We start from the raw sequence: 25059 nt of genomic DNA on the forward strand, positions 1-25059 counted from the left end.
ACTAATGGCGGCTTATGCTTTATCGATAGCAGGGGCTTCTTCGATACAAATTGCGATGTCTTTCACTTCGTAAATACGCAGACCATCTTTGCTCAGGTTTGCGTCGCCAACGATGATGCGTTTGCCGTCTTCGTCTTTGATTACGGTGATGTGTACATCCAGTGACATCTGTTTGTTCAGAGGGTTAATCTGACCACGGTATTTCCATTTCACTTCAGATTGGATTTGACCAAACTTCGGATTGCGGAAGCCAGCACCAAGATCTTTGTTTAGCGCATAGGTTTGCATCAGTTCGATGATCGCTTCGACACCTAGAGAACCTGGCATTACCGGATCTTGATGGAAGTGGAACTGGAAGAACCAATCGCTTGGGTCAATCGTACGCTCAGCGTATAGGTAACCCAGACCGTCTTTACCACCATCGCTGGTGATCTGCACCGTATCGATAAAGTTCAAGCGCCCGCCGGCCAGTTGGTAGTGCTCTTGCACTTCACCCGAAGCAGAAATAGGTGCATTGAAGTAACGCGTCGTTTTGTCTAGCAGGTTGATGTTTACATCCGGTGTGCGGTTGTTATCAACGTGCCAAGGGTGAGTCACTTTACCGTTGTCCAAACCAAGTTGGTCTTTCAGTGCTGCGCCTTTGAAGTAACCAAATACCGCTGTACCTTGATAGAAAGGCACGCCGTCAGTGCTCAGTTCAAAGCTGAAGCTCTGTACGATGTTGGTGCCCATCATAACGGTTGAAAGCAGACGAGAATCGTTGGTGATCGTTTTGCCGCGTAAGTCGACGTTACGCAACATTTTGCCGCTGCCATCTAGGTTGCGGAAAAACAGTTCTTCACCTGGGAAGCCCAGTGTTGTGCCCATGTAGCCAGAGATAAAGCCGTTTGGCTGCAGTGAAATCTCCATCAATACCGAGTAAGGCATTAGAGTCTGGTGGCTATTTTCATCAAAGTACCATGCATTTTCTGGCACTTCGTACTCTGCGATACACGATGAAGGTTTCTTGAAGTCACCACGCTTACCGTCGATCTCAACGACACGAGTGGTTAGCTGTAGGTCGCCACACGGAGTACGTGGTGGAATCATCCCACGGTAGATTGAGAAATCAGGACCAAAACATTTCTCGATATCGCCAGTCGCGAATTCGAACATGTGATAAGGCGTGAACGGAACTGTATCGGGTGTGCGGTTCGGGTAATCAGGCGTTACCGGAGCTTCAACGTGTTGAAGAGGAACCACACCTTTATTTGGCGCAGTTTCTAGATCTTCAATTTGCGCCATGAGTGGTGCATTAGCTGAAGCTTGTTGATTAACTGCTGGTGTATGACCCAAGCTTTTATGGTCCAAGCTTTCGATAACAGGGGTCGCGACAGCTGTTTCTAAAGAAGGTAGGTAACGAGTACATTCGTCGTCTTCTTTGATCATCACACCCAAGTTTTGGAAATCAACAATCACTTTGCCATTCAGCAAAATATCGATGTTAGCTTTCGCGTATGGGCGAGGGCTTAGACCAATCTCGGTCACTTCCATGCGGTAAGTCAGTTCTGCCGATTGCGGTAGAACTTGACCACGACAGCGTACTTGTTGAGGCGCATTCTCAAGCGGTTGGAAACGACCATTTTGAACAAGCGTATGCATGCCAAGGTGCATCATGAAGAATTGAAGCAGTTGACCACAACCTTCTGCCATCAAAGAACCAGCCATTACTGAGTCATCTTTGAAGTGACAAGGGAAGTACCAATGCTCAGGCTCTAGCTGTTTGTGACCTTCAATCAGACCAAGTCCCCATGTGCCGCCTTGCGGTTCAACACGGCTAACCTTTTCGATCATCATGAACTTCTCTGAGCTGAAGCACAAAGAAGGCTGGTGGCTATTTGATTGGTGAGTTGGGCCAAAACACTCTGCAATGTTTGCAGTCAGCAGGTGGCGCAGTTCTTGGTGGTTAAACTGCGTTTTAGGGCAGTGCAGCATAGGGTCGAAGCGTTGCTTAGTTGCAAGTTTACGAGCCTTGATTTCGTCTTCAGTGTGAATCACACCTTTGCCATCTGCGAGCTCTTCATCAGTGAAGAAGCCCGCACAGCCGTTATCCATTTTCAGGATCATCTTGTCGCCAACGAAACACTCGTACGAGAAGAAGAACAGTAATGTGTCGCCATTGCGAGCAAAGTTGTTGATTGAGATATCGTAACGCAGTGTATCGCCACCACGAGGCAAGTCGCCAAGGAAGGTCAGCGTACAATCAAGCAGGCGATAAACACGCTCACCTTTGTTTTCAAAATCGATACCTAAGTAGCTGATCAGCATTAGGTCACACTGACCAGATTCAACTGCAACAGCCCATGGGATCTGACCATCAACAAGATACGGCGCATCAACTGGGATGTCGTATTCGGTGGTCATTGTGCTTGGCTTGTACTCGTTCACTGTCGCGTTGAGCTTGGTTACACGAGATACCAATAGGTAGTCAGTGGTTGGTAAGCGAACGCGGCGCGAGTAGCTATCGATGATCGCGTAATCTGGACCAAATACATTCGCAATATCACCTTCAGCGTATTCAACCAGATCATCGTAATCCCAGATACATGGTTTACGGATAGGCTTTACTGGAGCTGGTGTCGCAAGTGCGTTAACTGGTGTTGACTGAACCTGAGCTGATTGAGCTTGAACAGGCTGAGCTGGCGTTTGTTGACCATTCGTTTGTTGAATAAGGGCATTGCTATCTAAACCAGATGTCACTGCGTTTAGCTGTGCTTTCAATAGTGCATCAGCCATCTGCATGCCTTGGGCACGAGTGTGCAGGAATGCTTTGTGTACTTGCTGAGCTGCTTGCTGATTTTGAGCAAAAGCTTGGTTGTATGGTGTTACAGACGGCTGTGATGCTGCATCCGTATTAGCGTCGATATTCGATACGCCATTTTTAGCGGATAGGACATGAGTCATATTGCTGTGGTTACCTGTTAGCTGACTGTGGCGAGTTGGCGCCAGAGTAGGGGATACTGATGTAGGAGTTTCGATTACTGGCTCTACCGCGTTCTGCGCTAATGCTTTCTTCTCTAACTCTTTTTGCACAAGAGCTGCTTGAATGCTTGCTGTCGTTGGAATCGACGCCACTCTTGTTGCTTGTTTACCAGAAGCTTTCTGTTGAATCGTTGCCAAGTTGGTCACTGGGGTTTGGGCAATATGTTGATAGATATCACGACCACCAAGAGTCACTTGCTTAACTAATTGACGTTTAGCATCGCTCGCCAGTTCATTGCTTAAACGAACGGAAAGTGATTGAGATTCAACACTCGATTGGCTTAGTAGCAGCTGTGAACATTGTCCTTCGCTGATGTTGGCAACAATCGCGCTCTTAGAACTGACATTCGGATTCAGAGGTGCAAGGTTCAGGTTGAGCAGACCGTGTAGCAGGCTTGCCATACCAGAAGCAGCAGAGCAATGACCCACACGTTGACTTGCTTGAGTAGTCTTTGTGTTCCCTAAACTTAGAGACGAAAACTGATGAGACGAAGATTCTGGTGCATGGTTAAGCTCAAGCAGAGAAACATCGTTCGAGCTCATACCGACTTGAGTCAGTAACTCATCAATAACTGCGTTGTTACGCTCGCTGGAACCAAACGCTAATGCGTTGATGCTGCCGTAAGCCGCATCTTGGTTGCTCGCTACTTGGTTTTCTTCAACAAGAACAATTGCACCTGCGCCTTCACCCACATTCCAACTGCCGTCTTGTGGTTGTCCGAATTTTGGATCAAGCGACACTGGGCTCACACTGTTCTTCAGAATCACATGCTCTGCACTACCACTAAGGTCAACGGCTGCAATCACGACTGCGTCCATGGATTCTTGCGACATCAAGTTTTGTGCAACATCGATACAACGAGCAACTGACTGTTCAGCGGCTGAAATCGTAAAGGCAGGGCCGTTAAAGTCCCACAATGAAGAGATACGCGAAGCCATGATGTTGCCGATGAAACTGGTGTATTGGTTCAGCTTGGCTGCGTCCATCACACTGTCCATCGCAATGGTTTCTAGCGATTGGTATTCGTCTTGTGTTAGCTCAATACCCATGTTGGCAAAGCTGTCCGCCAGTTGGCTATGCAGGTTTACGCGTCCACGGAATTGGTGCATCTCAAGCTCAGTTTCCATCGCAACTAAAACTGCAACCTTTTGGCCAGCCACAAGCTTGGCATCTTTGATCGCTTCGTCTGCAACTTTCATCAGTAACAACTGCTGAGAGATCAAACGGTCATCTTCATTAGGCGGCACTTTAAAGCGCAGGAAATCGAGATCGAATTGATCGATGTACGCTCCGTTTGGAATGTCGTGTAAACCAAATTGATTCAGTAGTTCTGGATGTTGGTCTAAGCCTTTCCAGCGTTTCTTAGGCAAAGCAATGAAAGCATCGTTGTTGGTCTCAATCGCAGTGCTTAGCGCGTTGATACTTTGCAGAGAACCGAAGTGAGACGCTAGACCAGTAATGCTTAAATTAGACGGTTGTAGGCTTGGAGATACTGATTCTGGAATCTGGTTTACATGACTGGTGTCTGAATACGCTTCAAGCAGTAAGTGAGCGTTACAACCACCGAAACCAAATACAGAAACACCCGCGCAGCGCTCTGAGTTACCCGCTTTACTTGGCCAAGGTTGAACCTGCGTTGGCAGAGTCTGTGGGCCAAATAAACCTTCAGGCGACGATAGTGGCTTGTCCAAATTAATACTTGGCGGAAGTACACCTTCTTTCATCGCAAAGATCATCTTCATGATCCCTGGCATACCCGCCGCAGTCAGTAAGTGACCGAGGTTTGACTTCGCAGAGCCAATCAATGGTGGGTTAGAGCCATTCAATTTGTTAGCAAAGAAACGCTCCATTGAGGTTAACTCAACCTTGTCACCTAATGGCGTGCCGGTTGCGTGACACTCAATCACTTCAATGCTGTCTGGTGTTAGGTTTGATGCTTCGTAAGCGCGTTCAAAGGCTTGTACCTGCCCTTTGCTATTTGGGCTTAATACGAACTGGCCACGGCCATCGTTCGACAAGCCAATACCGCTGACGACTGCGTAGATATTGTCGCCATCACGCTCTGCATCAGCCAAACGTTTTAGCACTAAAACACCTGCACCTTCGCCAGCAAACAGACCTTTACTGTTGCTATCAAACGGAACCGACACACCGTGATCAGGGTAAGCGTGGAAGATGGAGAAACCCATGTTGATGAAGAACGGGTCAGCACCGGATACCGCCCCTGCCAACATCATGTCGGCTTTGCCTGTGTTCAAGTAATCACACGCTAACTTCAATGAATACACTGAGCTTGCACATGCCGCATCTAGGCTAAGTTGCACGTTGCCTAAACCCAATGCATCTGCCACTAACTTAGAGGCGTTATGTGCTGCAGCACCATTGATAGGATTAAGGTCTTGCGCGGTTTCATTAGTTGGTAGCAGTGAAAACTGGTCATTAGCTAATTTAGCTTGTAGTGCCTTTTCGACGACCGAGTGATACATCGGTAGAAATAGGTCGTTCGAACGTGTTGTTGGGAACGAAAGGGCGCCCATGATCACGCCTGTGCGATCTAAAACATCGGCATTTAAATCAACGCCTGCGTCGTCTAAAGCCTTGCGACTGGTATCCAAAGCCCAAAGGAAACTTTGGTCGACGCCTTTGAATGACTCGGCTGTTAAACGGTAGCCATTGCTGTCGAAATTGAAATTTTCGATGTAGCCGCCTTTATCACAGTAAAAGCGGTCTGACTCACCTTGCACACCCTGATAGCTTTCAGGTTTAGCACCTAACTTTTCAGCGCTTAATGTGGTTCGAGAATCTTTTTTGTTTAGCAAGTTTTGCCAAAAATCTTTTGGCGTATCAGCTTCAGGGTATTGGTTAGCAATACCGACAATCGCGATCTTATTGCACTTCACTTGCTGTTTGTTCTGAGCCTGATTCGATTGAGAACTCATACTAGCTCTCCTTGATGATTCACTGCGCTGCCTTGAGACACACCACTTAATTGCTTCGTGGTGATCTGTTGTTCTAACCCTTGAATAAGTGGCTCGACAGACAGTGGAATTTGATGAGTAATGAGCTGACCAATACATTTGATGAGCGTGACAATATCGTCCCCGCCTTTGGCATTGGAAGCGATTGAGCAGTACTGGTCTGCTACGTTGTCGCTACGATTGATCTTGTCGATCAATGTGCTGGTTTGACGATCGGCACCCACTTCAACAAACAGGCGAGCACCTTGTTGACGCGCACTCTGGATCAACGCGGTGAAATCCAGCGTCGAACAGAAAGTGTCGGCAATCGAAAGGGCGATGCTGTCGCTGTCTATATTGATTGGTTCGCCAGTCGGTAGACCTGCTGCGCTGATAAAGCGGATATGCTTTGGCAATTCGTCGAACAGTGGTTGTGTGTAAAACTCACGCACTTGGCTATGTTGGCTCAATGCCGGTGTGGTGTGCATTGCGGTAACACGATTCGCGGCAATGCCACGTTTACCCAGTTTCTTGAGCAGAGCACGACAGGTGCTTTCACAGCCTGCCAGTACGCAAGTGTCACCTTGGATAATGGCAAGGTAAGCACGTGGAAACTCTGGTAACAGAGCCTCAATCGCTTGCGCATCACTGCGAACCACAAAGCTATTCCATTGGATGCTTTCGTCGCCGTTCAGCTGCCAATCTTGACGTACTGCGGTGAGTTCGCCAGAAATAGCCGTGGTGAAGATAGGACTGGTTTGAGTCATCTCAATCAGCGCATGCGGATTTTTCCAAACATTTAAGCTGGCCCACATGGAGGCTTCACCCTTGGAGTAACCCAAAGCGAAATCTGGCTGCACTTTGAATTCATCACACAGCAGTTGTGATAACAGATAACTACTGCCTACACCTGCAATTGCCAATTCACTGAGTGACATTTCTTGCGAGTCTTCAGCGTAGGTTTTTTCAGCCTGCAGCATCTCTTTCAAGTTACCTTCACGTTCTAAACGAGCAAATAACTGTGGGAAATGGTGGTGAAATTCGCGCAACATGCCGGGATAAACCGTGCCAACACCAGGGTAAACAAATGCAACGCCACCTTTGCTTTGAGGCATCGGTGAGAAACAACTGCCCGCTGGCGTTTTGTAGTGGCTATTGTCAGCCATTACTTTTGGCAACGCATTTTCTAGCGCGGTGATCTCTTGTAGTGCAGCCTCAATTGAAGCGGCTTGAATCACGATGTTTGCACCTCGGCCAGCATTGTGTTGAACGCTTTCGAAGTGACTTAGGTTCGAATGCATTAGGGCGGCGATAGCAAGCTCGCTGTCCGATGAATCACTAACGCATTTTAGCTCTTCTCTTAACGAGGTTAACTGAGAAACCAATTCGGCTTGTTCGCAGCCAGAAACCACAAACATCAAACGCTCGCTCGATAGCAATGGTTTTGGTTGTTGCAAACCGGTCGCTTGAGTCAATATCAGGCTGGTGGATTTCTGGTTTTCTTCGCTGAAGGTTAACGCAGCAACACGTGCTTTGTTCGGCTCAGTGAACCAATAGTGGCTCGGTAATGAATAGCTCGGTAATGAACGGCTCGATATTGCCTCAATCATATTCAACAACTCATTAAACTGCTGCGAAGCAGATAGGGTTGAGTATTGTTGTTGATGGCTTAAATCTGAAGCGGGGCGGCGTGACATATCCAGAGCAAGCTGAACGCTATCTCTATTATCTAGATCGAGAGCTTCGGCAAAACCTGATAAATTCGCGTGTGGGTGAATCTTATTCTGAGCAGCATTCAGCGCACTTAACATCAACAATGATGGTGAGTGAGAATCCAAACAGAGTTTAACAGCAGTGCCTTGATTTACAGTCTCAATCGCACGGCTAAGTGCTTGATTAAAATTGCCATCAACCACAACAGTTTTCATGCCTGGGAACGAGGGGAATAAGTCGGCAGAAAGCTCAGCCGCGTTTGCTGGCTGAGCTAAAAGAGCGATGCGCAATGGCATCGCTTTATTAGAAGGAACAGTCACTATGATAATTGCTCCTTTTCTGGGTTCTTAGTCGCCTCTTTCTTCGATACTGCTGAGCTAGACTTCGGCAAAAATGCGTCGTTTAAGCTCTTGCTGATGGTGACTTTTGCACCTTTCATTACTGCGCTTAAACGACCATCTTGGTGGTAAAGCGAGATATCAGCTTGAAGCGAACGAGCCGTGCTTTTTATCACGCTCAGATCTAGCCAACCTTGGTCACCATCGTGCATCGGTGCGTAACAAATAAACTCACCGATTGCAGACGGTAGGCTTGCCGCACCGTATTTCAATCGAGCCCATACCAACATGGCTTGCAACAGATAATCTTCAGCAAATGGCTGGCTATCGCCAAAGCCTTGCTTAGGAATAAATGCTCCGCAGTCGCTGTTTTCAATCTGAGGCAACTGGCATTGAGCCAATAAACCTAAGTCGTCAAAGCGTTCGACTGAGGTAATACCTTGCAATCTTGGTCCATGAAACAGAGTACCGTCACTGTATAGAGCTTGTGCCGTTGTTACAGGTGCTGAAGTGTTGGCCTCAAAGCGTTTTACTGACGCTTGTTGAACATCTTCAGACACTTGCACAGAGGGAACTTGCAACTGAGCTTGATACTGTGGTCGCCCTTGGCAACTGATCACTGCTTTTAGCTGACCTTTTGATTTAGCATCAGAGGACGGCTTCTTAGTGTCTGCAGACAAGACAAGCGTTAGCTCTTGCACTTCATCAGTATCAAAAATCACACCCTTAAGCAGTTTATAGTTGTGAATGCTAACGTTCACCCCTAACAGTTGCTCTGCTATTTCACGCATCCATTGGATAGCACACACTGTCGGTAACACTGGGTTACCGGCAATGCAGTGATCTTGAATGAAAGGTAATGCCTTCGGATCAAGATGACGTGTCACAGTGATGCTTGTATTCAGCGGACTCTTTGCAAGATGCACAGACTCCGCATTAAGCTTTTTTACAGCAGCTTCCTTGTTGTCAGAACCTTGCATGCTCGTACCAACCAGCAGTTGAATGCCAGTTTCGTTCAGTAGTTGAGAACTAAACAGCTCTGCACCTGCCTGAAGAGGAATTACGTACACGCCGCGCTCTGTGAACATACGTTTCAATGCTGCGTTGACCATGCCACCGTCCCACGGTCCCCAGTTGAAGCTCATCACTTTTGCTTGAGGGTTACGCGCAGACAACTGCAGAGCCGCTTTGTTTAGGATTTCGTTAGACATCGAGTAGTCACTTTGGCCTGTGTTTCCGTAGAAACCCGCCGCCGAAGAGAACATCGCAATCAGTTTTAGCTTACTGCTATCAAGACCACTAAGAACTGCTTCTAGTCCGCCCACTTTCGTACCGTAAACCATGTTCAGTTCATCAAGCGTTTTATCTTGAATGTGCTTGTCAGCCAGTACGCCTGCACCGTGGATGAGACCCGTGATGCCTTCGAAATTCGCCAGTGTTTTCGCTACTGACTCATGGTTCGACACATCTAAGCTTAGGTATTCAGCGCTCGCGCCAATCTCGTTGAAAGCGGCAAGTGCTGCGTTGATTTCAAGGCTGCTCAATACCGGTTTTAGCAAGGTATCAACTTTCTTCGGCGTTGGTTTGTCACCTGTTGCTTGTAGGTGAGCGATAGCCGCTGGTTTTAGCTCTTTCTCTTGCTTGCCTTGTGCCCACTGAGGTAGCTCAGCTGAAGTAATATGCTTACTACGACCTGCAAGAATGAAGTGAGACTTACATTGCTTAGCAAGTGTCAGTGCACATTCAAACGTCACGCCTTTAGCGCCACCCGTCACCAGAACTTTGTCGCTCTTGGTGAGCTGAGCACCTGCGTTTTTGGTTTGCGCATCACCTGGTGTTGTCGCAATCAATGTTGCACGACCAGATTCCCCGTTTTCCGCATGGCTAAGGCCGATTTCAACCGTGTTGGTATCGATATCGAACAGTTCGCCTGTGATAGCTTCAGCTAGGTGACGAGCATCAATCGAAGCGTCAGCATCTAATGCACGGCAGAATACGTTTGACCATTCATGGCTCAGTGTCTTAGTGAGACCAGACAACGCGGCTTGGTTAAGTTCTGCATTTGCTAGTTGCTTAGTATCTAGGTAACCAAAGCCACCATCGATACGGCTTAGCGTGAAGAACACGCTGCGACCAGAAACAGCATTCAGTTGGCCATTTAGGTGCTTCGCGAACAAGAACGCTGTGGTTAGCGAAGCTCTTGAGTCTGCATTCAAGTTAACCGCTTGCTCGTTGCTTTGTTTCGCATCAACGATAGCTTGTAGGTGAATGAAGCCAGCAATCACTTTGCTCGACGTTTTAAGGTCTGCTTCGATGTCGTTAATAACCGCAGTGACGCCAGCATCATCGACGCTGTTGAGGGTGTAGCTTGCGATTTCACTGTTTAAAGGTGACGCGGCAGAAAGAGCACTACGCACTACAGCAACTTGAATGCCGTTAGCGGTCAACTTTTCTGCTAGAACACCGGCGTTGTGACCATCATCTGTGATCACGACACAAGCGTCTTTTGAGAAACAATCGACGAGTTTATCTGCCGCTGGTAGCTTTTTTAGCGCTACCTCATTGTGTGGAGGAAGTTCCGCTGTCGCTGTTTCTGCGATAGGCGTTACTGATTCCGCTTTTGGAGGCGCTACGGGTGCAGCAGCGGATAGCTTGCTTTGCATGTAAGTAACGATTTCACCAAGAGTACGACACTCAGCTAAGTCTTCAGGGTTTAGCTCTGGCAGCGTTGGTAGCTGGTCTTGAACTGTACCTAGAATTTCAACACGTTTGATTGAGTCGATACCAAGGTCTGCTTCCATGTCCATCGCTAGGTCGAGCATTTCTGCTGGGTAACCTGTTTTGTCGGCAACCACTTCCATCATTGTTGATTGAACATGAGCAGGGTTTAGGTCATTGCTCGTGCTTTCTACAGTTGCTGCAGCGACTTCTGTACTCGTAGTAGCAGTAGCGCCTAGCTTACTATTCATGTAGTCAACGATTTCACCCAGAGTACGACACTCAGCTAGATCTTCAGGGTTCAGCTCTGGCAATGTTGGTAGCTGGTCTTGAACCGTACCAAGGATCTCAACACGTTTGATTGAGTCGATACCAAGGTCTGCTTCCATGTCCATTGCTAGGTCTAGCATTTCTGTTGGGTAGCCTGTTTTATCAGCCACTACGCTCAGCATTGTGCTTTGAACTTGCTCCGCGTTTAAACCATTTGATACTGCTTGCGTAGGTGCAGATACTTGAGCCGCTACTGGAGCAGAAGCTGGAAGTTTGCTGTTCATGTAGTCGACTATCTCGCCTAGAGTACGACACTCAGCGAGGTCTTCAGGGTTTAGCTCTGGAAGAGTCGGTAGCTCGTCTTGAACCGTACCTAGAATTTCAACACGCTTGATTGAGTCGATACCAAGGTCAGCTTCCATATCCATTGCTAGATCTAGCATTTCAGTCGGGTAGCCCGTCTTCTCTGCGACTACTTCTAACATGGTTTTCTGAACGACAGCCGCATCTAAACCGCTAGCTGCTTGAACTGAAGTTGCTGCAGTTTGAGCGACTACAGGTGCCAAAGCCGGAAGCTTGCTGTTCATGTAGTCAACGATTTCGCCAAGAGTGCGACACTCAGCTAAGTCTTCAGGGTTTAGCTCCGGAAGAGTAGGCAGTTCATCTTGAACCGTACCAAGAATCTCAACACGCTTGATTGAGTCGATACCAAGGTCTGCTTCCATATCCATTTCTAGATCAAGCATTTCAGTTGGGTAACCTGTCTTCTCAGCAACCACTTCTAGCATGGTTTGTTGAACGACTTTCGCATCAAGACCGTTAGCTGCTTGAACAGCAGCAGTTGCGCTTGGCTGTGCTGCCACAGGCGCTGATGCTGGCATCTTGCTGTTCATGCTTTTACTGTTCATGTACTCGACGATTTCACCAAGAGTACGACACTCAGCTAAATCTTCAGGGTTCAGCTCAGGTAGGTTTGGCATTTCGTCTTGAACGGTACCAAGGATCTCTACGCGCTTGATTGAGTCGATACCAAGGTCTGCTTCCATGTCCATTTCTAGATCAAGCATCTCCGTTGGGTAACCCGTTTTCTCGGCAACGACTTCTAGCATCACTTTTTCAGCGTCGGCTGTTTGTACTGCTACTGGTGCAGCCACAGGAGCTGGTTGCGCTTTAACTGGCACAGGTTGAGCTGCAACAGACGCTGCCGCTTGAGCCGCTACTTGTGGTGCAGGAGCTGCTTTCTGTACTGGTGTAACTTGAACAGACTGAGCTTGAACTGGCGCAGCTTGTACAGGAGTCGACTGTACTTGAGCTACAGGCTGTTGGACGGTAGCTGCTGGAGTAGTTTGAGTAGCTGGAGCTTGAATCGCTGGCTGAGCATTTACAGAAGCAACGAAGGTTGGTTGTGCCGTTTGTACTGAACCTTGCGTCAGCATATTAAGTGCTGAGTTGTTGCTGTGTGCTTGCATCTCTAGGTAATGAGCGTGAGCTTTTAGCGTTTCAGCTTGGTGCTGGTGGAACATTTCCATAGAACGTTGCAGGTTCTCAGGAATTGCTACGCCTGCTGTTGCCATTTTCGCTTGCTCAGACATTAGGGTATTGAATGTGTCACCGTATTGCTGAGGAATCGCCAAGAATTGCTGATGTACTTCTGCTGCTTGTTGTTGAGCATTGAAGAACGATTGCAGTGAAGACTCATCAACCGTTACTTGAGCTGCTGGCTGGATAGTCGCTGGTGCAGGTTGCGCCACTTGTGGCTGCTGAGCTGCTGTTACTACTTGTGCACTTGGTGCTGGAGCAGTTGACTGTTGTACATTTGAAGCTTGAGGAGCAGCCACAGGTACTTCAACGATTTCTGTTTTAATCACTTCTTTTTCCACGATTTTCTCGACTTCAACTTTCACTTCAACAATCTCAGTCTTTTCGGTGACGTTGCCCGAAGCTAATGATTGATCCATTTTCTTACGAGTAGCTGGGCTGATGTAGTTGGTTGCATTCAGCTTGATGTTCATTGGTGATGCCTTTGCAGGTTCAGCAATGTCAGCTTGGTAAGGGTCAATGTTGTCTAATGAAACACCTGCCACACACAGTTGAACCGCAGCTAAACGAAGCTGTTGGTCACTGTCGCCTTTAGGGCTTGGGTTGATGCTGATTGCGTAAAGCTCTTCGTTCTTATCAGCCAATGTTTTTTCAACCAGCTTTTGAAGAATGTTTTTCGGACCGAACTCAACGAATACGCGCGCGCCTGCTTCGTACATCGCTTCAATTTGTTCGCTGAAACGAACCGATTGCAGCATGTGCTGTTTGAATGCTTTCTTAATCGCTTTCGCGTCTTTGCTGTGCAGCTTGCCTGTTGCGTTTGAGTAAAGCGGCAGCGTTGGAGCGCTGAATGAAGCTTTATCAATTGCCGCAGCAAATGGCTTTTGAGCGTGAGCAACAAGTGGTGTGTGGAAAGCACCAGATACTGGCAGAGCAATCGCTTTGAAGCCTTGTTCTGTTAGCGCCTGTGCTGCTTGTTGAACGGTTGCTGTTGGACCTGCAATAACCAATTGAGTCGGAGCGTTGTAGTTGGCAATGCTCACACCTTCGAATTGGCTGATGCAGCTTTCAACGGCTGGAAGCTTGTCTGCGTCTAGGATGACCGCAAACATAGTACCGCTGTCGCCTTGTTCTGGTGTCGCCGCCATCGCATCGCCACGAGCGAAAGCTAGCTGGTAGTAATCGTCTTGCGAGATAACACCCGATGCACATAGTGCGCTTAGCTCACCAAAGCTGTGGCCTGCGACCATGTCGGCTTTGAAGCCAGCTTGAGTCATGATGTCGAACTGACCCATAGACACAGTACCAATCGCACTTTGCGCATTGGCCGTGTTGGTTAGCACCGCTTCTTGAGCTTTGGTTGCTTCTGGTGTGAAGGTTGGAATTGGGAACAGAATTTGCGACAGAGCCGTTTTCTTGTGTTGACCAAATACCTGATCCGCTTGAGCAAGCTGTTGACGCATCTCAGGGTAATGACAAGCAAGCTCGCGACCCATGTTTAGGTATTGCGAACCTTGACCTGCAAATAATGCAGCCACTTTACCAGCACCGTTTTCAGCAATCAGTGCTGATTCACGGTAGCTAGTACCGTTTGGCATCTGCCAATGTGTTTTGGTTTGGCTCTCAAGCATAGAAACCGCTTGAGTCAGTTGCGCTTGAAGGTCTGCTTGGTCAGTGACAACTAAACCAATACGAGCATGCTTAGCATCAACTTCGCGTAGAGCGTGTTGTTCAGCAAGCGCTTCCAGTTTGAACGCAGCGTCTGCAGCTTGAGTTGAAACCTGCTTGAGCTCATTGATCAGTGCTTGACGAGATTCTGCGCTGAATAACAGCGTTTGCGGCACTTGGCGCTGACGGTATTTGTCACCGCGAGCGTGCTCTGGTGTGTACTCTTCCAATACAACGTGGAAGTTAGTGCCACCAAAACCGAATGAGCTGATACCTGCACGGCGTGGTGTGCCGTCGACACGTTTCATCCAAGGACGCGTTTGTGTGTTTAGGTAGAACGGAGAGTTCTCGATATCCAGTTTAGGATTCGGAGCCGATACGTTGATCGTTGGCGGCAGTACTTTGTGGTGCAGTGCTAATGCAGCTTTGATTAAACCTGCAGTACCCGCGGTTGATTTGGTGTGACCAATTTGAGATTTCACAGAGCCTAACGCAATGTGTTGCTTCTCTTCATTGTTCTCACTGAATACCGAGTTTAAGCCTCCAAATTCAGCAACATCACCCGCTGCTGTACCTGTACCGTGCGCTTCTAATAGGCCAAGCGTGTGCGGTGCGAAACCAGCATCGTCGTAAGCACGTTTCAGTGCTTTTGCTTGTCCTTCAGGGCGAGGTGCGTAAATACTCTTGAATTTACCATCCGAAGAAGAACCGACACCTTTAATCACTGAGTAGATTCTGTCGCCATCGCGTTCTGCATCTTCTAAGCGCTTCAGAGCAACCATACCGATGCCTTCACCAATCATCATGCCTTTTGAGTCGATGTCGAAAGGTTGAATGGTTTCATTGGTGGTAAATGCAGGTGTTTTAGAGAAACTCATGTACATGGTTGGCGAGTTATCAGTACACACACCACCTGTGATCATCATTTCGCTGCGGCCTTCAACCAGCTCGCTCAGTGCCATGCGCATTGCGGCTAGAGAACCTGCACACGCAGCATCTACCACACAGTTGATGCCACCAAGGTCAAAGCGGTTAGCAATACGACCTGAAATTACGTTACCTAATGAACCAGGGAATGAGTTCTCTTCCCAGTGGATGTATTGGTCTTGGAACTTTTTGATCAGCATTTCGCTGTCTTCGTCGTTGATGCCACTGCTCTTGAAGACTTTTTTCAAAACAGGGTATTGCAGGCGAGCATTTAGGCTTTGAGCGATCTTCTGACCACCACCAACACCGAGCGTGATACCGATCTTATCGCGATCGTAGCCTTCAGGCAGCTTGGCATCTTCAAGTACTTCTTTTGCAACGATCAGAGAAAGCAGCTGCGACGTATCAGTCAGTTCTAGGATATTTGGCGGAAGACCGAACTCCATAGGGTTGAAGTCCACTTCTGGGATGAAACCACCGCGCTTACAGTAAGACTTGTCTGGCGTAGTACGATCTGAGTCGTAGTAATCTTCTGGACGCCAGTGCGTATCTGGTACTTCAGTAATCGCATCGATTTTTTCGCTGATAAGGTCCCAAAATTTATTCAGGTAGCGAGAGTTTGCAAACATGCTCGCCATACCAACGATAGCGACAGGCATATCTTTAAGGCGTTTATTCAGTCGAGTATCGTCGACTGATTCCGGTGTATTTGTCTCGGGTTGGCTCATTATGAGTCTCCACTAGAAATCACAGAAAGTGATGTCGTGTTTTGAGGCTGCGCTTTTAAAATTAAAGAAAGAAAATCTGAAACAGATTTAGGGAAGCGCAGCTGAAAATTCAGGTTGCTGAGTGGCGGCAACCAGATAGAAATTAGGCTTTCGAAGTGCGTTGACTTACGAGAGTAGGGGAGGTGTTTCATGCGCGACGGTGGCATTCAAATGTTGAGGCGATGTCCATTAAAATCCTGTTCAAAGTCTGACTAAATGAAAAGTCGGTAACCGCAAAGAAAACGTGTGAATTTGTTTAATGGTTGAGCAGGCTACCCGAGGTGACTTATTGATACAATGCTCCGAGAGGCCACTATGATCTGTTCAGACCAGATGAATTTGGTATGGTTTTAATTTTTGCATTTTCAATTTCATTAACTTGTTGATAATTAATGGTTATGAGTTGTTATTTAGTGTTTTTACTCTATATTTTGATTTGGTGAGATCTATGTCATGTTTTTGTAAGTAACATTTAATGGATGCCTCTTGTGCAAGGCTAAGTGTGATCTGTGTTTTAATTTGTTATTATTTGAAAAATTGGTTTTAAGTCCGTATGTGAAGGGTGTTTCCCTCCCGTATTCTCTAGGTTTCACTTAAATCATAGATGAGTTAAATTTGTTCGATTTGGTTGTTCCAATCGTGTTTTGAAGAGTGATTTCTAGAAGTGAGTTCGAGTTAAATGAAAACTTCCGTTGTTGATTTGTGGCTATGTTCTCTGAGTCATTTAAATGACCAGCCAGACAATGTATCGCAGCTCAAAAAGAGACTGGCAGCCGATGAGATAGCCAAAGTTGAGCGCTATCGAATGCCCTCATCTCAAATTCAGGCTCTGTATGTTCGAAATTACCTAAGAAAAGTGCTGTCTCGCTATTCTGATTTGATGCCTGAAGCGTGGCGCTTTGAATATGGCGAGAAAGGAAAGCCAAGTTTAGTCGCCAAACAGCAACTCAAGACGGGGTTAAATTTCAATATTAGTCATAGCAAAGAACATTTGTTGATTGCAGTTTGCCAGAGAGAAGGGAAGCAAGTTCAATTGGGTGTTGATATTGAACACGCAAGGAGTTCGACCAATATCGGCTCGATCATGAAGCACTACTTTTCAGATAAAGAATTGGCGGATTTACTTGAGCTCAGCAAAGAAGAACAGAGAGAGCGTTTTTTCGATCTGTGGGCGTTGAAAGAGTCTTACATCAAAGCGACGGGTAAGGGGCTAGCCACATCGTTGCGAAGCTTTTCGTTCGAATTCTCCAATCTGACGGAGCAAACATTGCCAATTCACGCTTCGGATTTTCAACCAAACTTGCAGGATGAAATTAGATTGTATCGCGAAATCAGGCTAGATAGCGGGATTGGGTTGGATTTGGATTCTTATCAACAAGACGATATTTCTACAGATTGGCAATGTTGCTTGGGTCGATTAGATGACCAGTATCGCTTTGCTGTTACGCTTGGTGGGGCGAGTCTGCCAATGCAATTAGAGATGAGAACCTTTTCGTCGTCTCATCTCTTTTAAGCTGGTTTGGTGAGACGAAGTTAGCTCGTTTCGCCAAGCATCGCTTTTAATACTTCGGCAGGTACGGGCTGCAGTTGTTTGTCTTTATCTAAACAGACCATTTCGATATCACCAATCACCGCGGGTTTGGTTGCATTTTTACGCCACACTTCTTGTCGCCATAGCGTTTTGTATTTGCCATCGAGTTCAAAAGAGGTTCGGATGTCGCAGATCTCAGCGAATTCAACACCATCTTGAAAAGTCATGTTGGCTTTATAGACCGCAAAACCTAGTCCGTGCTCGTTCCACAATTCCGCCAATTTATCGCTACCCAAGACATGTTCGCGCGCACGCTCAAAGTACTTTAGAAAGTTAGGGTGATAAACCACACCTGAGTGATCGGTATCTTCATAGTAAATTTGTACTGGGTGATGGTAGATCTGACTCATTGGTATCAACTCTTGGTAAGTAGTGGGGCTGTAAATCTGACTAAGTTGTGCAGCACTCTACAGGATAGGTCGAAATTACTTCAAGGTATCATCGGCAATGTGGCTCTTGGTCAGACCTCATTCGGCCGTATCCATTAGTGATGCTTTGGTCAACTCCCACCCATTTACAAATATTCTATGTGTCATTTCCCACCCATTGATTTTTGCAGCGAGTTGGTGATTGCAGCAGGCAGATATCATGAAGCCTTATAGTTAAAGGGTTGTTAATGATTTGTGTCAATGTGGCGCGCTAATTGCCTTAGTGAAAGCACGCAGTTCCCATTGAAGGGCTGTTTTGTTTACTAAGGAGAATAATAATGTTTAAGCCTCTTACCCTGCTGTCTGTCTCTGCTCTGGCGCTCACAAGTTTTAATGCTGCTGCAAACTGTGATCCAGGTGAAATCGTGATTAAATTCAGTCATGTAACCAATACCGATAAGCACCCGAAAGGCATTGCCGCTTCTTTACTGGAAGAGCGAGTAAACACGGAAATGAATGGCAAAGCTTGTATGCAAGTTTTCCCTAACTCAACACTTTACGATGATAATAAGGTACTGGAAGCCCTGTTAAATGGTGATGTTCAAATGGCGGCGCCATCGTTGTCTAAATTTGAGAAGTTCACTAAGAAATACCGCATTTTTGACCTTCCTTTCCTATTTGAAGACGTAGAAGCCGTTGACCGTTTCCAAAACTCAGAATCTGGCGAAAAACTGAAGAATGCGATGAAGCGTCGTGGCCTTCAAGGTCTAGCGTTTTGGCACAATGGCATGAAACAGATGTCGGCGAATAAGCCTCTTATCAACCCTGAAGACGCGGAAGGTTTGAAATTCCGTGTTCAAGCATCAGACGTATTGGTGGCTCAGTTTGAACAACTAGGCGCTAACCCACAGAAGATGTCTTTCAAAGAAGTTTATGGTGGCCTGCAAACTAAGGTTATCGATGGTCAAGAGAACACATGGTCAAACATCTACGGTAAGAAGTTCTTTGAAGTACAAGACGGCGTAACTGAAACCAATCACGGTATCTTGGATTACCTAGTGGTAACGTCAAACGACTTCTGGAAAGACCTACCTGAAGATGTACGTACACAGCTTGGCACTATCGTTCAAGAAGTCTCTGAAACACGTAATGCAGAATCTTCAAAAGTTAACCTAGCGAACAAAAATAACATCATCGAAGCCGGTGGTGAGGTTCGTACACTTACGCCTGAACAGCGTGAAGCATGGGTAGCTGCACTTCAACCAGTATGGAAGAAGTTTGAAAAAGACATCGGTTCAGACCTTATCGATGCAGCGTTAGCTTCAAACCAATAACACCGCTAAGGGAGTGGCGCGCATTTCGCCACTCCTTATTAAAATAACTATAAGCGGAGTCAATTATGGATAATCCTCAAATGGAACAACCAAATTCTAGCGAATCAGCACTGGAAACCTCTTTTTTTTCCAAAGTCGGAAGAGTTACAGATGTGATTGAAGAGTCATTAATCGCATTTTTCCTTGGCGCAATGACGCTACTTACTTTTGCCAATGTTGTATTCAGATACGCATTCAATGGCAATATCTTGTGGGCACTAGAACTGACTGTGTTCATGTTCGCTTGGATGGTGTTAGTGGGCGCATCTTATGGCGTTAAAAAACACTTCCACATTGGCGTTGATGTGATCATCAACCTTGCCCCAGAAAAGCTACGTAAAGTGTATGCGTTAATCGCCGTCACAAGCTGCCTAGCATTCTCAATCTTACTTCTTATCGGTTCTTGGAATTACTGGTACCCGTTCGCGACTGAGCGCGCTTGGTACGAGACCGATGATATTCCAATGCCCGAGATGCTTCAGTTTCTTGCTGACTGGTTGAATGAAGGCGAGCGATACGAGAAACTGCCACGTTTTATTCCTTATATGGCGCTGCCGATTGGTATGGCAATGCTGACGTTCCGATTCATCCAAATCGCTTATCAAGTGGCGACGGGCAAGCTTGACCGCATGATTGCAGGCCATGAAGCCGAAGAAGAGCTGGATGCATTGAAAGCTGATGTGTTAGCGGGTTCTGATGAAGACGCGACAGCGGTATTGGATTCGACTAAGCAAAACAAGGCGAACGAGTCGGGTACAAAATCTAACGGTAAGGAAGACTAATCATGGCAATGTTATTTCTATTTTTAATGGTAATTGCTTTCATGTTGGTCGGTGTACCAATTGCGATTTCCCTTGGTTTATCAAGCGTCATATTCTTGTTGATGCACTCTGATGCGTCACTAGCTTCGGTTGCACAAACGCTGTTTAATGCATTTGCAGGCCACTACACACTCTTAGCGATCCCTTTCTTTATCTTGGCCTCCAGCTTCATGTCAACCGGTGGTGTGGCGAAACGTATTATCCGTTTTGCTATCGCAATGGTCGGCTGGTTCCGCGGCGGTTTAGCGATGGCGTCGGTTGTGGCATGTATGATGTTCGCAGCGTTATCTGGATCGTCTCCAGCAACGGTAGTAGCAATCGGTAGTATTGTTATCGCTGGTATGATCAAAAACGGCTACACAAAAGAATTCGCGGCAGGGGTTATCTGTAATGCGGGTACTTTGGGTATCTTGATTCCACCATCCATCGTTATGGTTGTTTACGCTGCGGCGACGGATGTATCTGTAGGTCGTATGTTCCTCGGTGGCGTGATTCCTGGTCTGTTGGCGGGTGTGATGTTGATGATTGCTATCTACATTGCAGCACGTATTAAGAAGATTCCTGCACAGCCGTTTGTGGGCTGGGGTGAGATGTTCGCAGCAGCAAAAGACGCAAGTTGGGGTCTGCTACTGATTGTCATCATTTTGGGTGGTATCTACGGCGGTATCTTTACACCGACGGAAGCGGCAGCTGTTGCAGCGGTATACGCGTTCTTTATTGCCAACTTTATCTATAAAGATATGGGGCCTTTCGCTGACAAGAAGAATACAAAGCCTGCTTTGGTTAAAGTGTTCCAAACCTTCTTCCACAAAGATACCAAAGACACGCTCTATGATGCAGGTAAGTTGACGATCATGCTGCTATTTATCATAGCTAATGCTCTGATTCTTAAGCATGTACTGACAGAGGAACGCATTCCTCAGATGATCACTGAGTCTATGCTTTCTGCAGGCTTAGGTCCGATCACCTTCTTGATTGTGGTGAACGTTCTACTCTTGATTGGTGGGCAGTTCATGGAGCCATCAGGCTTGCTGATCATCGTTGCGCCATTGGTATTCCCAATTGCAATTGCACTGGGCATTGACCCAATTCACCTAGGCATCATGATGGTGGTGAACATGGAGATAGGGATGATAACACCGCCTGTTGGGCTCAATTTGTTTGTGACCGCCGGGGTCGCCAAGATGTCGATGATGAACGTGGTAAAAGCAGCGTTGCCGTGGGTTGGCGTGATGTTCTTGTTCTTGATTATCGTAACTTACGTACCTTGGGTATCAACATGGTTACCGACCACCTTGATGGGGCCAGAGATCATCACTAAGTAGATAGTGAAGTAACAACGAAGTGATGAGGAGGGTTAAACCTCCTCATCGATAATCTTGCCATATCTAGAACCTGAATCAATCTGCTCATACAGCGCTCTTTTTGCCTCTAATTCTGGCGTGTATAGATCGACATGATTGTCAGTATAAAAAATACCATCTATCTCGAAAGTATCGGTGATCGAGGGAACTCTTGTTTTCTCACCCATAGTTATTTCCTTATTACTTTGATTGCATAACATCCTGTTATCAAAATAAGTATAGGTGATCTTGCTCCCAAATCTAATTTAGTTTTCGTTTTGTCTGTATGACTCTTTCACTAGATGGTGTTTTTGCATCTTATCGTAGAGTGTTTTTCGGGGAAGTTGCAGTCGATCCATCGTCTCTTTTATGCTGCCATTACACTCAATAAGCGCTTGCTTTAACGTGTTTTTCTCAAAGTCACAAACCAGTTCTGCTAACGACAAATGTTGGGTCGACTCCGAAGTGCTGTCTGATAAGTGAGATAGCTTGCCTAAAAGTACGAAACGCTCCGCAGTGTTACGCAATTCTCGTACATTTCCCGGCCAATCGTGGGCTAAAAGCTCGTGCAGTTCTTTCTGTGGAATTGCCGGGGCTGTTTTGCCATAACGTGCCGCAGCGACCAGTAAGAAGTGGTGGAAGAGTGCTGGGATATCTTCTTGGCGGCTTCTCAACGGCGGTAAATCTAGGGTGACAACATTCAATCGGTAGTAAAGGTCTTGTCTGAAAGCCCCTTCTTCAGCTGCCTTTTTCAAGTCCACTTTGGTTGCGGCGATGACTCGAATATCAAGTGGGACCAATCCGTTTGAGCCAACCCTTTCGATGACGCGTTCTTGCAAGACACGTAACAGGCGAATTTGTGCTTGCATCGGCATGGATTCGATCTCGTCTAAGAATAGGGTTCCGCCTTGAGCAAACTCGAACTTGCCAATGCGTTTACTCTCAGCACCTGTGAATGCGCCTTTTTCATGGCCATACAACTCACTTTCAATCAGATTTTCTGGAACCGCCCCGCAATTGACGGCAACAAAGTTTTGTTCTCGTCGACTGCTTTGCTCATGTAGGGATCGTGCGACTAATTCTTTGCCCGTGCCTGTCTCACCAAACAACAAAATATCGGCGTTAGTGTCGGCAACGTGGGTGATGATAGAACGTAGCTCGGTCATTGATTGCGTGTCACCAATGATTCTTGGTCCAAGCGCTTTACTGGCCTTGAGAGAGCGCTTTAATTCAAGATTCTCAAGGGTAAGTTGGCGTTTTTCTATCGCTCGCTTAGTGGTTTCGATTAGACGTTCATTGGCGAACGGCTTTTCAATGAAGTCATACGCGCCGTCTTGGATTGCTTGTACGGCCATGGAGATATCGCCGTGGCCAGTGATCATGATTACGGGGACTTCTTTGTCTTTGTGCATTACGGTGTTGAGCAAGTCATGCCCGGAAATACCCGGTAAACAGATATCAGTGATGATTACGTGGGGTAAGCCGTTCTCTTGAATTGCGAGCAGAGCAGATTCGGCATCGGGAAAGAACTCCGCTTCAATATCGGCGAGCTCAAAGCTCTGTTCAATCGCCATTCTTAGATCGGATTCATCATCAATGAAATAGACGTGACACATAGTGATTCCTTTACTTCTTTGTATTCTGATTATCGCTGAGTTTTTTGCTTGTTGGTTGGCTCGCTCGTTCAATAGCTAGCTTGTTAACGGTTTAATCTCAGTCTGTTGTTTTTGCTTAACGTAATGGTTCTTCTTGCTGTTTTTGTTGCTGCTGGTGTTCAACAAGGGGCAACTCTATGCTGAATCGAGCGCCACCTAGAGGGCTGTGACCGGTAACGAGCTTGCCGTTGATTCCGCGGATTATTTGTTGAGAAATCGATAACCCAAGTCCAAGTCCATTTTTCTTGGTGGTATGGAAAGGTTCAAAAAAATCTCCGCTCGAAGAGGAAGTGAAGCCGGGGCCATTATCATCGACATGAATCAGCAAGGTGCTGGCTTGTTGATGGTCGGATTCCCTAATCTCTAACAGAATAGCTAATTGCTTGTCGTCTTGTTGTTCCATCGCCTGAATCGCGTTGGTCAGCAAATTAATGATCACTTGTTCCAATTGGATAGCGTTGGCGAGCACGCAAGCATCAAAGGTTTCAGGGAGTTCGTTGACCTTAACTCGTTCACTCTTGAGTTGTGGTTTCATCAGCTCTCTTGACGAGTGCAATACCGGAAGTATCTGCAACGTATGTAATTCTTCCGCGGTGGATTTCTTTGCAAAAGAGCGAAGCTGGTGGCTGATTTTCGCCATGCGATCAGTGAGCGCCGAGATTCGCGAGAGGTTGTCATCGACACGATCAGTCTTTTTTTTGGCAAGAAACAGTCGGCCGTTGTCGGCATAACTGCGAATCGCAGCGAGAGGGTTATTCAACTCATGGCTAATGCTTGCCGACATTTGCCCTAGCACTGCCAGTTTAGCGGCTTGGATGAGTTCGTCTTGTGTCTGCCTCAGTACATGTTCGGTTTCGATACGATGTTTAATCTCGACATGCAGCTCTGATGTGCGCTCAAGCACTTGAAATTCTAGCTTTTGCTTGGCTTCAGATTGCAGCCTATCAATTTGGGCACGCCTTTGTTGTCGATGGTGATTGAGCTGCATCGTTAGATAAATAATCGCAAAGATAAGGCTGAGAACTACAAGGTAAGCCACCAAGTCCCACCAAACTAAGTGGGTCGGAGAAAATACTCGTATGGTGAGTTTCGGTTCGGCTAAGAAGCGTGAAGAGCTAAAGAATTGCTCTTGGACGAGCTTGTGCGGAGACTCAATATTGCTAGTAGCACTCTCGAAATCACCAGAGAAGTGAAGGCTTTCTATTTTGGTATCGAGATATTGTCTGCTTTCTTGAATTCGAGCTTGCTGTGCTTGGCTCAGCGGCTGAAGGCTCTTGAACAGCCATTCAGGATTACTCGACATGAATACTATTTGGTCTTTATCGTCAGCAACAAAAAAACTCTGTTTGCCTTTCCAACTTGCTTCAATCAGCGATAAATCCATCTTTACGACAATGACGCCAATAATCTCAGCGGCATAGGAGACGGGGTAAGAATAATAATAGCCTCGCTTCCCAGACGTTGAACCTAGCGCAAAATATTGATTTTCATTGCCCTGAATGGCTTCTTGATAGTAGGGACGGAAAGCAAAGTTTCGACGAATAAAAGAATGCGGTTGATTCCAGTTACTGGCTGCGATAGTGGTGCCAATGCTGTCTAATAAATAAGTGTCGGACGCTTGAATCACCGAATTTACGTGCTCTAGATAGCGATTGGTGAGTTCGATTTGCGCAGAGTTACTTGGAGAGTGAAGGGCATCGACCAGCTCTTTGTCTTTTGAAAGCAGCTCTGGAATGTGCGCGAACTTATCCAATTGGCTTGAAATATGAACCGAAAAGCGGTCTAGCTTAGATTGATGATCATTTAACAAACTTTCATGACTTGTACTCCACACCCAATGACCGCCAAAGACCATCAGTAGACTGTATATGGCCATTAATAGTATTGGGATTCTAAAAGCTTGAAACATGAAGGCTCTCCGCTAATTTCTTTGGTAATCAATCAAGCCCGTCTTCTCTCATTTATGGTAGCAAATAGCGGTAGTTTTTG

12 protein-coding genes are annotated in these 25059 nt (G+C 46.6%); 4 read left to right on the top strand and 8 right to left on the bottom strand.

Features of this window, described 5'->3' with window-relative positions; all coding sequences use genetic code 11:
* Window positions 1–12: 12 nt before the first annotated feature.
* The 4 genes from AACT19_RS09030 to AACT19_RS25520 are packed head-to-tail and all read right to left on the bottom strand — an operon-like array spanning window position 13 to window position 16071.
* Window positions 13–5961 carry a hotdog fold thioesterase gene (locus AACT19_RS09030; protein WP_076646028.1) on the bottom strand — a complete coding sequence of 1983 codons (5949 nt, stop codon included), beginning with the start codon at window positions 5959–5961 and terminating at the stop codon, window positions 13–15.
* Window positions 5958–8012, bottom strand: coding sequence for a PfaB family protein (locus AACT19_RS09035; RefSeq protein ID WP_076646029.1), 2055 nt, complete (start codon window positions 8010–8012; stop codon window positions 5958–5960). Before AACT19_RS09035 ends, AACT19_RS09030 begins: the two co-directional genes overlap by 4 nt.
* Entirely contained in the window at window positions 8012–15880 is a 7869-nt protein-coding gene (locus tag AACT19_RS09040; RefSeq protein WP_076646030.1) for a type I polyketide synthase, read from the bottom strand. The genes AACT19_RS09035 and AACT19_RS09040 overlap by 1 nt, the downstream gene beginning before the upstream one ends.
* Window positions 15880–16071: a hypothetical protein gene (locus tag AACT19_RS25520; RefSeq protein WP_017076779.1), complete on the bottom strand. Its 192-nt coding sequence runs from the start codon at window positions 16069–16071 to the stop codon at window positions 15880–15882. Before AACT19_RS25520 ends, AACT19_RS09040 begins: the two co-directional genes overlap by 1 nt.
* Window positions 16072–16598: 527 nt before the next feature.
* Here AACT19_RS25520 and AACT19_RS09045 point away from each other — a divergent pair.
* Window positions 16599–17432, top strand: a complete 834-nt coding sequence (locus AACT19_RS09045) for a 4'-phosphopantetheinyl transferase family protein (RefSeq protein WP_076646031.1) — start codon at window positions 16599–16601, stop codon at window positions 17430–17432.
* 20 nt (window positions 17433–17452) lie between these two features.
* On the opposite strand, the gene AACT19_RS09050 is transcribed toward AACT19_RS09045, so the two are convergent.
* The gene (locus AACT19_RS09050; RefSeq protein ID WP_029222362.1) at window positions 17453–17860 is read right to left on the bottom strand and encodes a thioesterase family protein; all 408 of its coding nucleotides are present in this window, start codon (window positions 17858–17860) and stop codon (window positions 17453–17455) included.
* Between the two features lie 356 nt (window positions 17861–18216).
* Between AACT19_RS09050 and AACT19_RS09055 the strand changes: the two genes are divergently transcribed.
* The 3 genes from AACT19_RS09055 (at window position 18217) to AACT19_RS09065 (ending at window position 21397) form a co-directional block, all read left to right on the top strand.
* Window positions 18217–19212: a TRAP transporter substrate-binding protein gene (locus AACT19_RS09055; RefSeq protein WP_004736072.1), complete on the top strand. Its 996-nt coding sequence runs from the start codon at window positions 18217–18219 to the stop codon at window positions 19210–19212.
* A 65-nt stretch (window positions 19213–19277) separates the two neighbouring features.
* On the top strand, window positions 19278–20033 hold the full coding sequence (locus tag AACT19_RS09060; RefSeq protein WP_017076776.1) for a TRAP transporter small permease: 756 nt from the start codon (window positions 19278–19280) through the stop codon (window positions 20031–20033).
* A 2-nt stretch (window positions 20034–20035) separates the two neighbouring features.
* Complete coding sequence (locus tag AACT19_RS09065) at window positions 20036–21397, top strand: TRAP transporter large permease (protein ID WP_004736074.1); 1362 nt, start codon at window positions 20036–20038, stop codon at window positions 21395–21397.
* A 32-nt stretch (window positions 21398–21429) separates the two neighbouring features.
* Here AACT19_RS09065 and AACT19_RS09070 read toward each other — a convergent pair whose 3' ends face one another.
* From AACT19_RS09070 to AACT19_RS09080, 3 genes are all read right to left on the bottom strand, one after another.
* On the bottom strand, window positions 21430–21603 hold the full coding sequence (locus AACT19_RS09070) for a hypothetical protein (RefSeq protein ID WP_004736075.1): 174 nt from the start codon (window positions 21601–21603) through the stop codon (window positions 21430–21432).
* Between the two features lie 78 nt (window positions 21604–21681).
* On the bottom strand, window positions 21682–23031 hold the full coding sequence (locus tag AACT19_RS09075) for a sigma-54-dependent transcriptional regulator (RefSeq protein ID WP_076646032.1): 1350 nt from the start codon (window positions 23029–23031) through the stop codon (window positions 21682–21684).
* Window positions 23032–23146: 115 nt separating this feature from the next.
* Window positions 23147–24979 carry a sensor histidine kinase gene (locus AACT19_RS09080; RefSeq protein ID WP_076646033.1) on the bottom strand — a complete coding sequence of 611 codons (1833 nt, stop codon included), beginning with the start codon at window positions 24977–24979 and terminating at the stop codon, window positions 23147–23149.
* Window positions 24980–25059 lie beyond the last annotated feature (80 nt).

The organism is Vibrio sp. 10N.222.47.A9 (genome assembly GCF_963872585.1).
In the GTDB taxonomy this organism is placed as follows: Bacteria; Pseudomonadota; Gammaproteobacteria; order Enterobacterales; family Vibrionaceae; genus Vibrio; species Vibrio splendidus.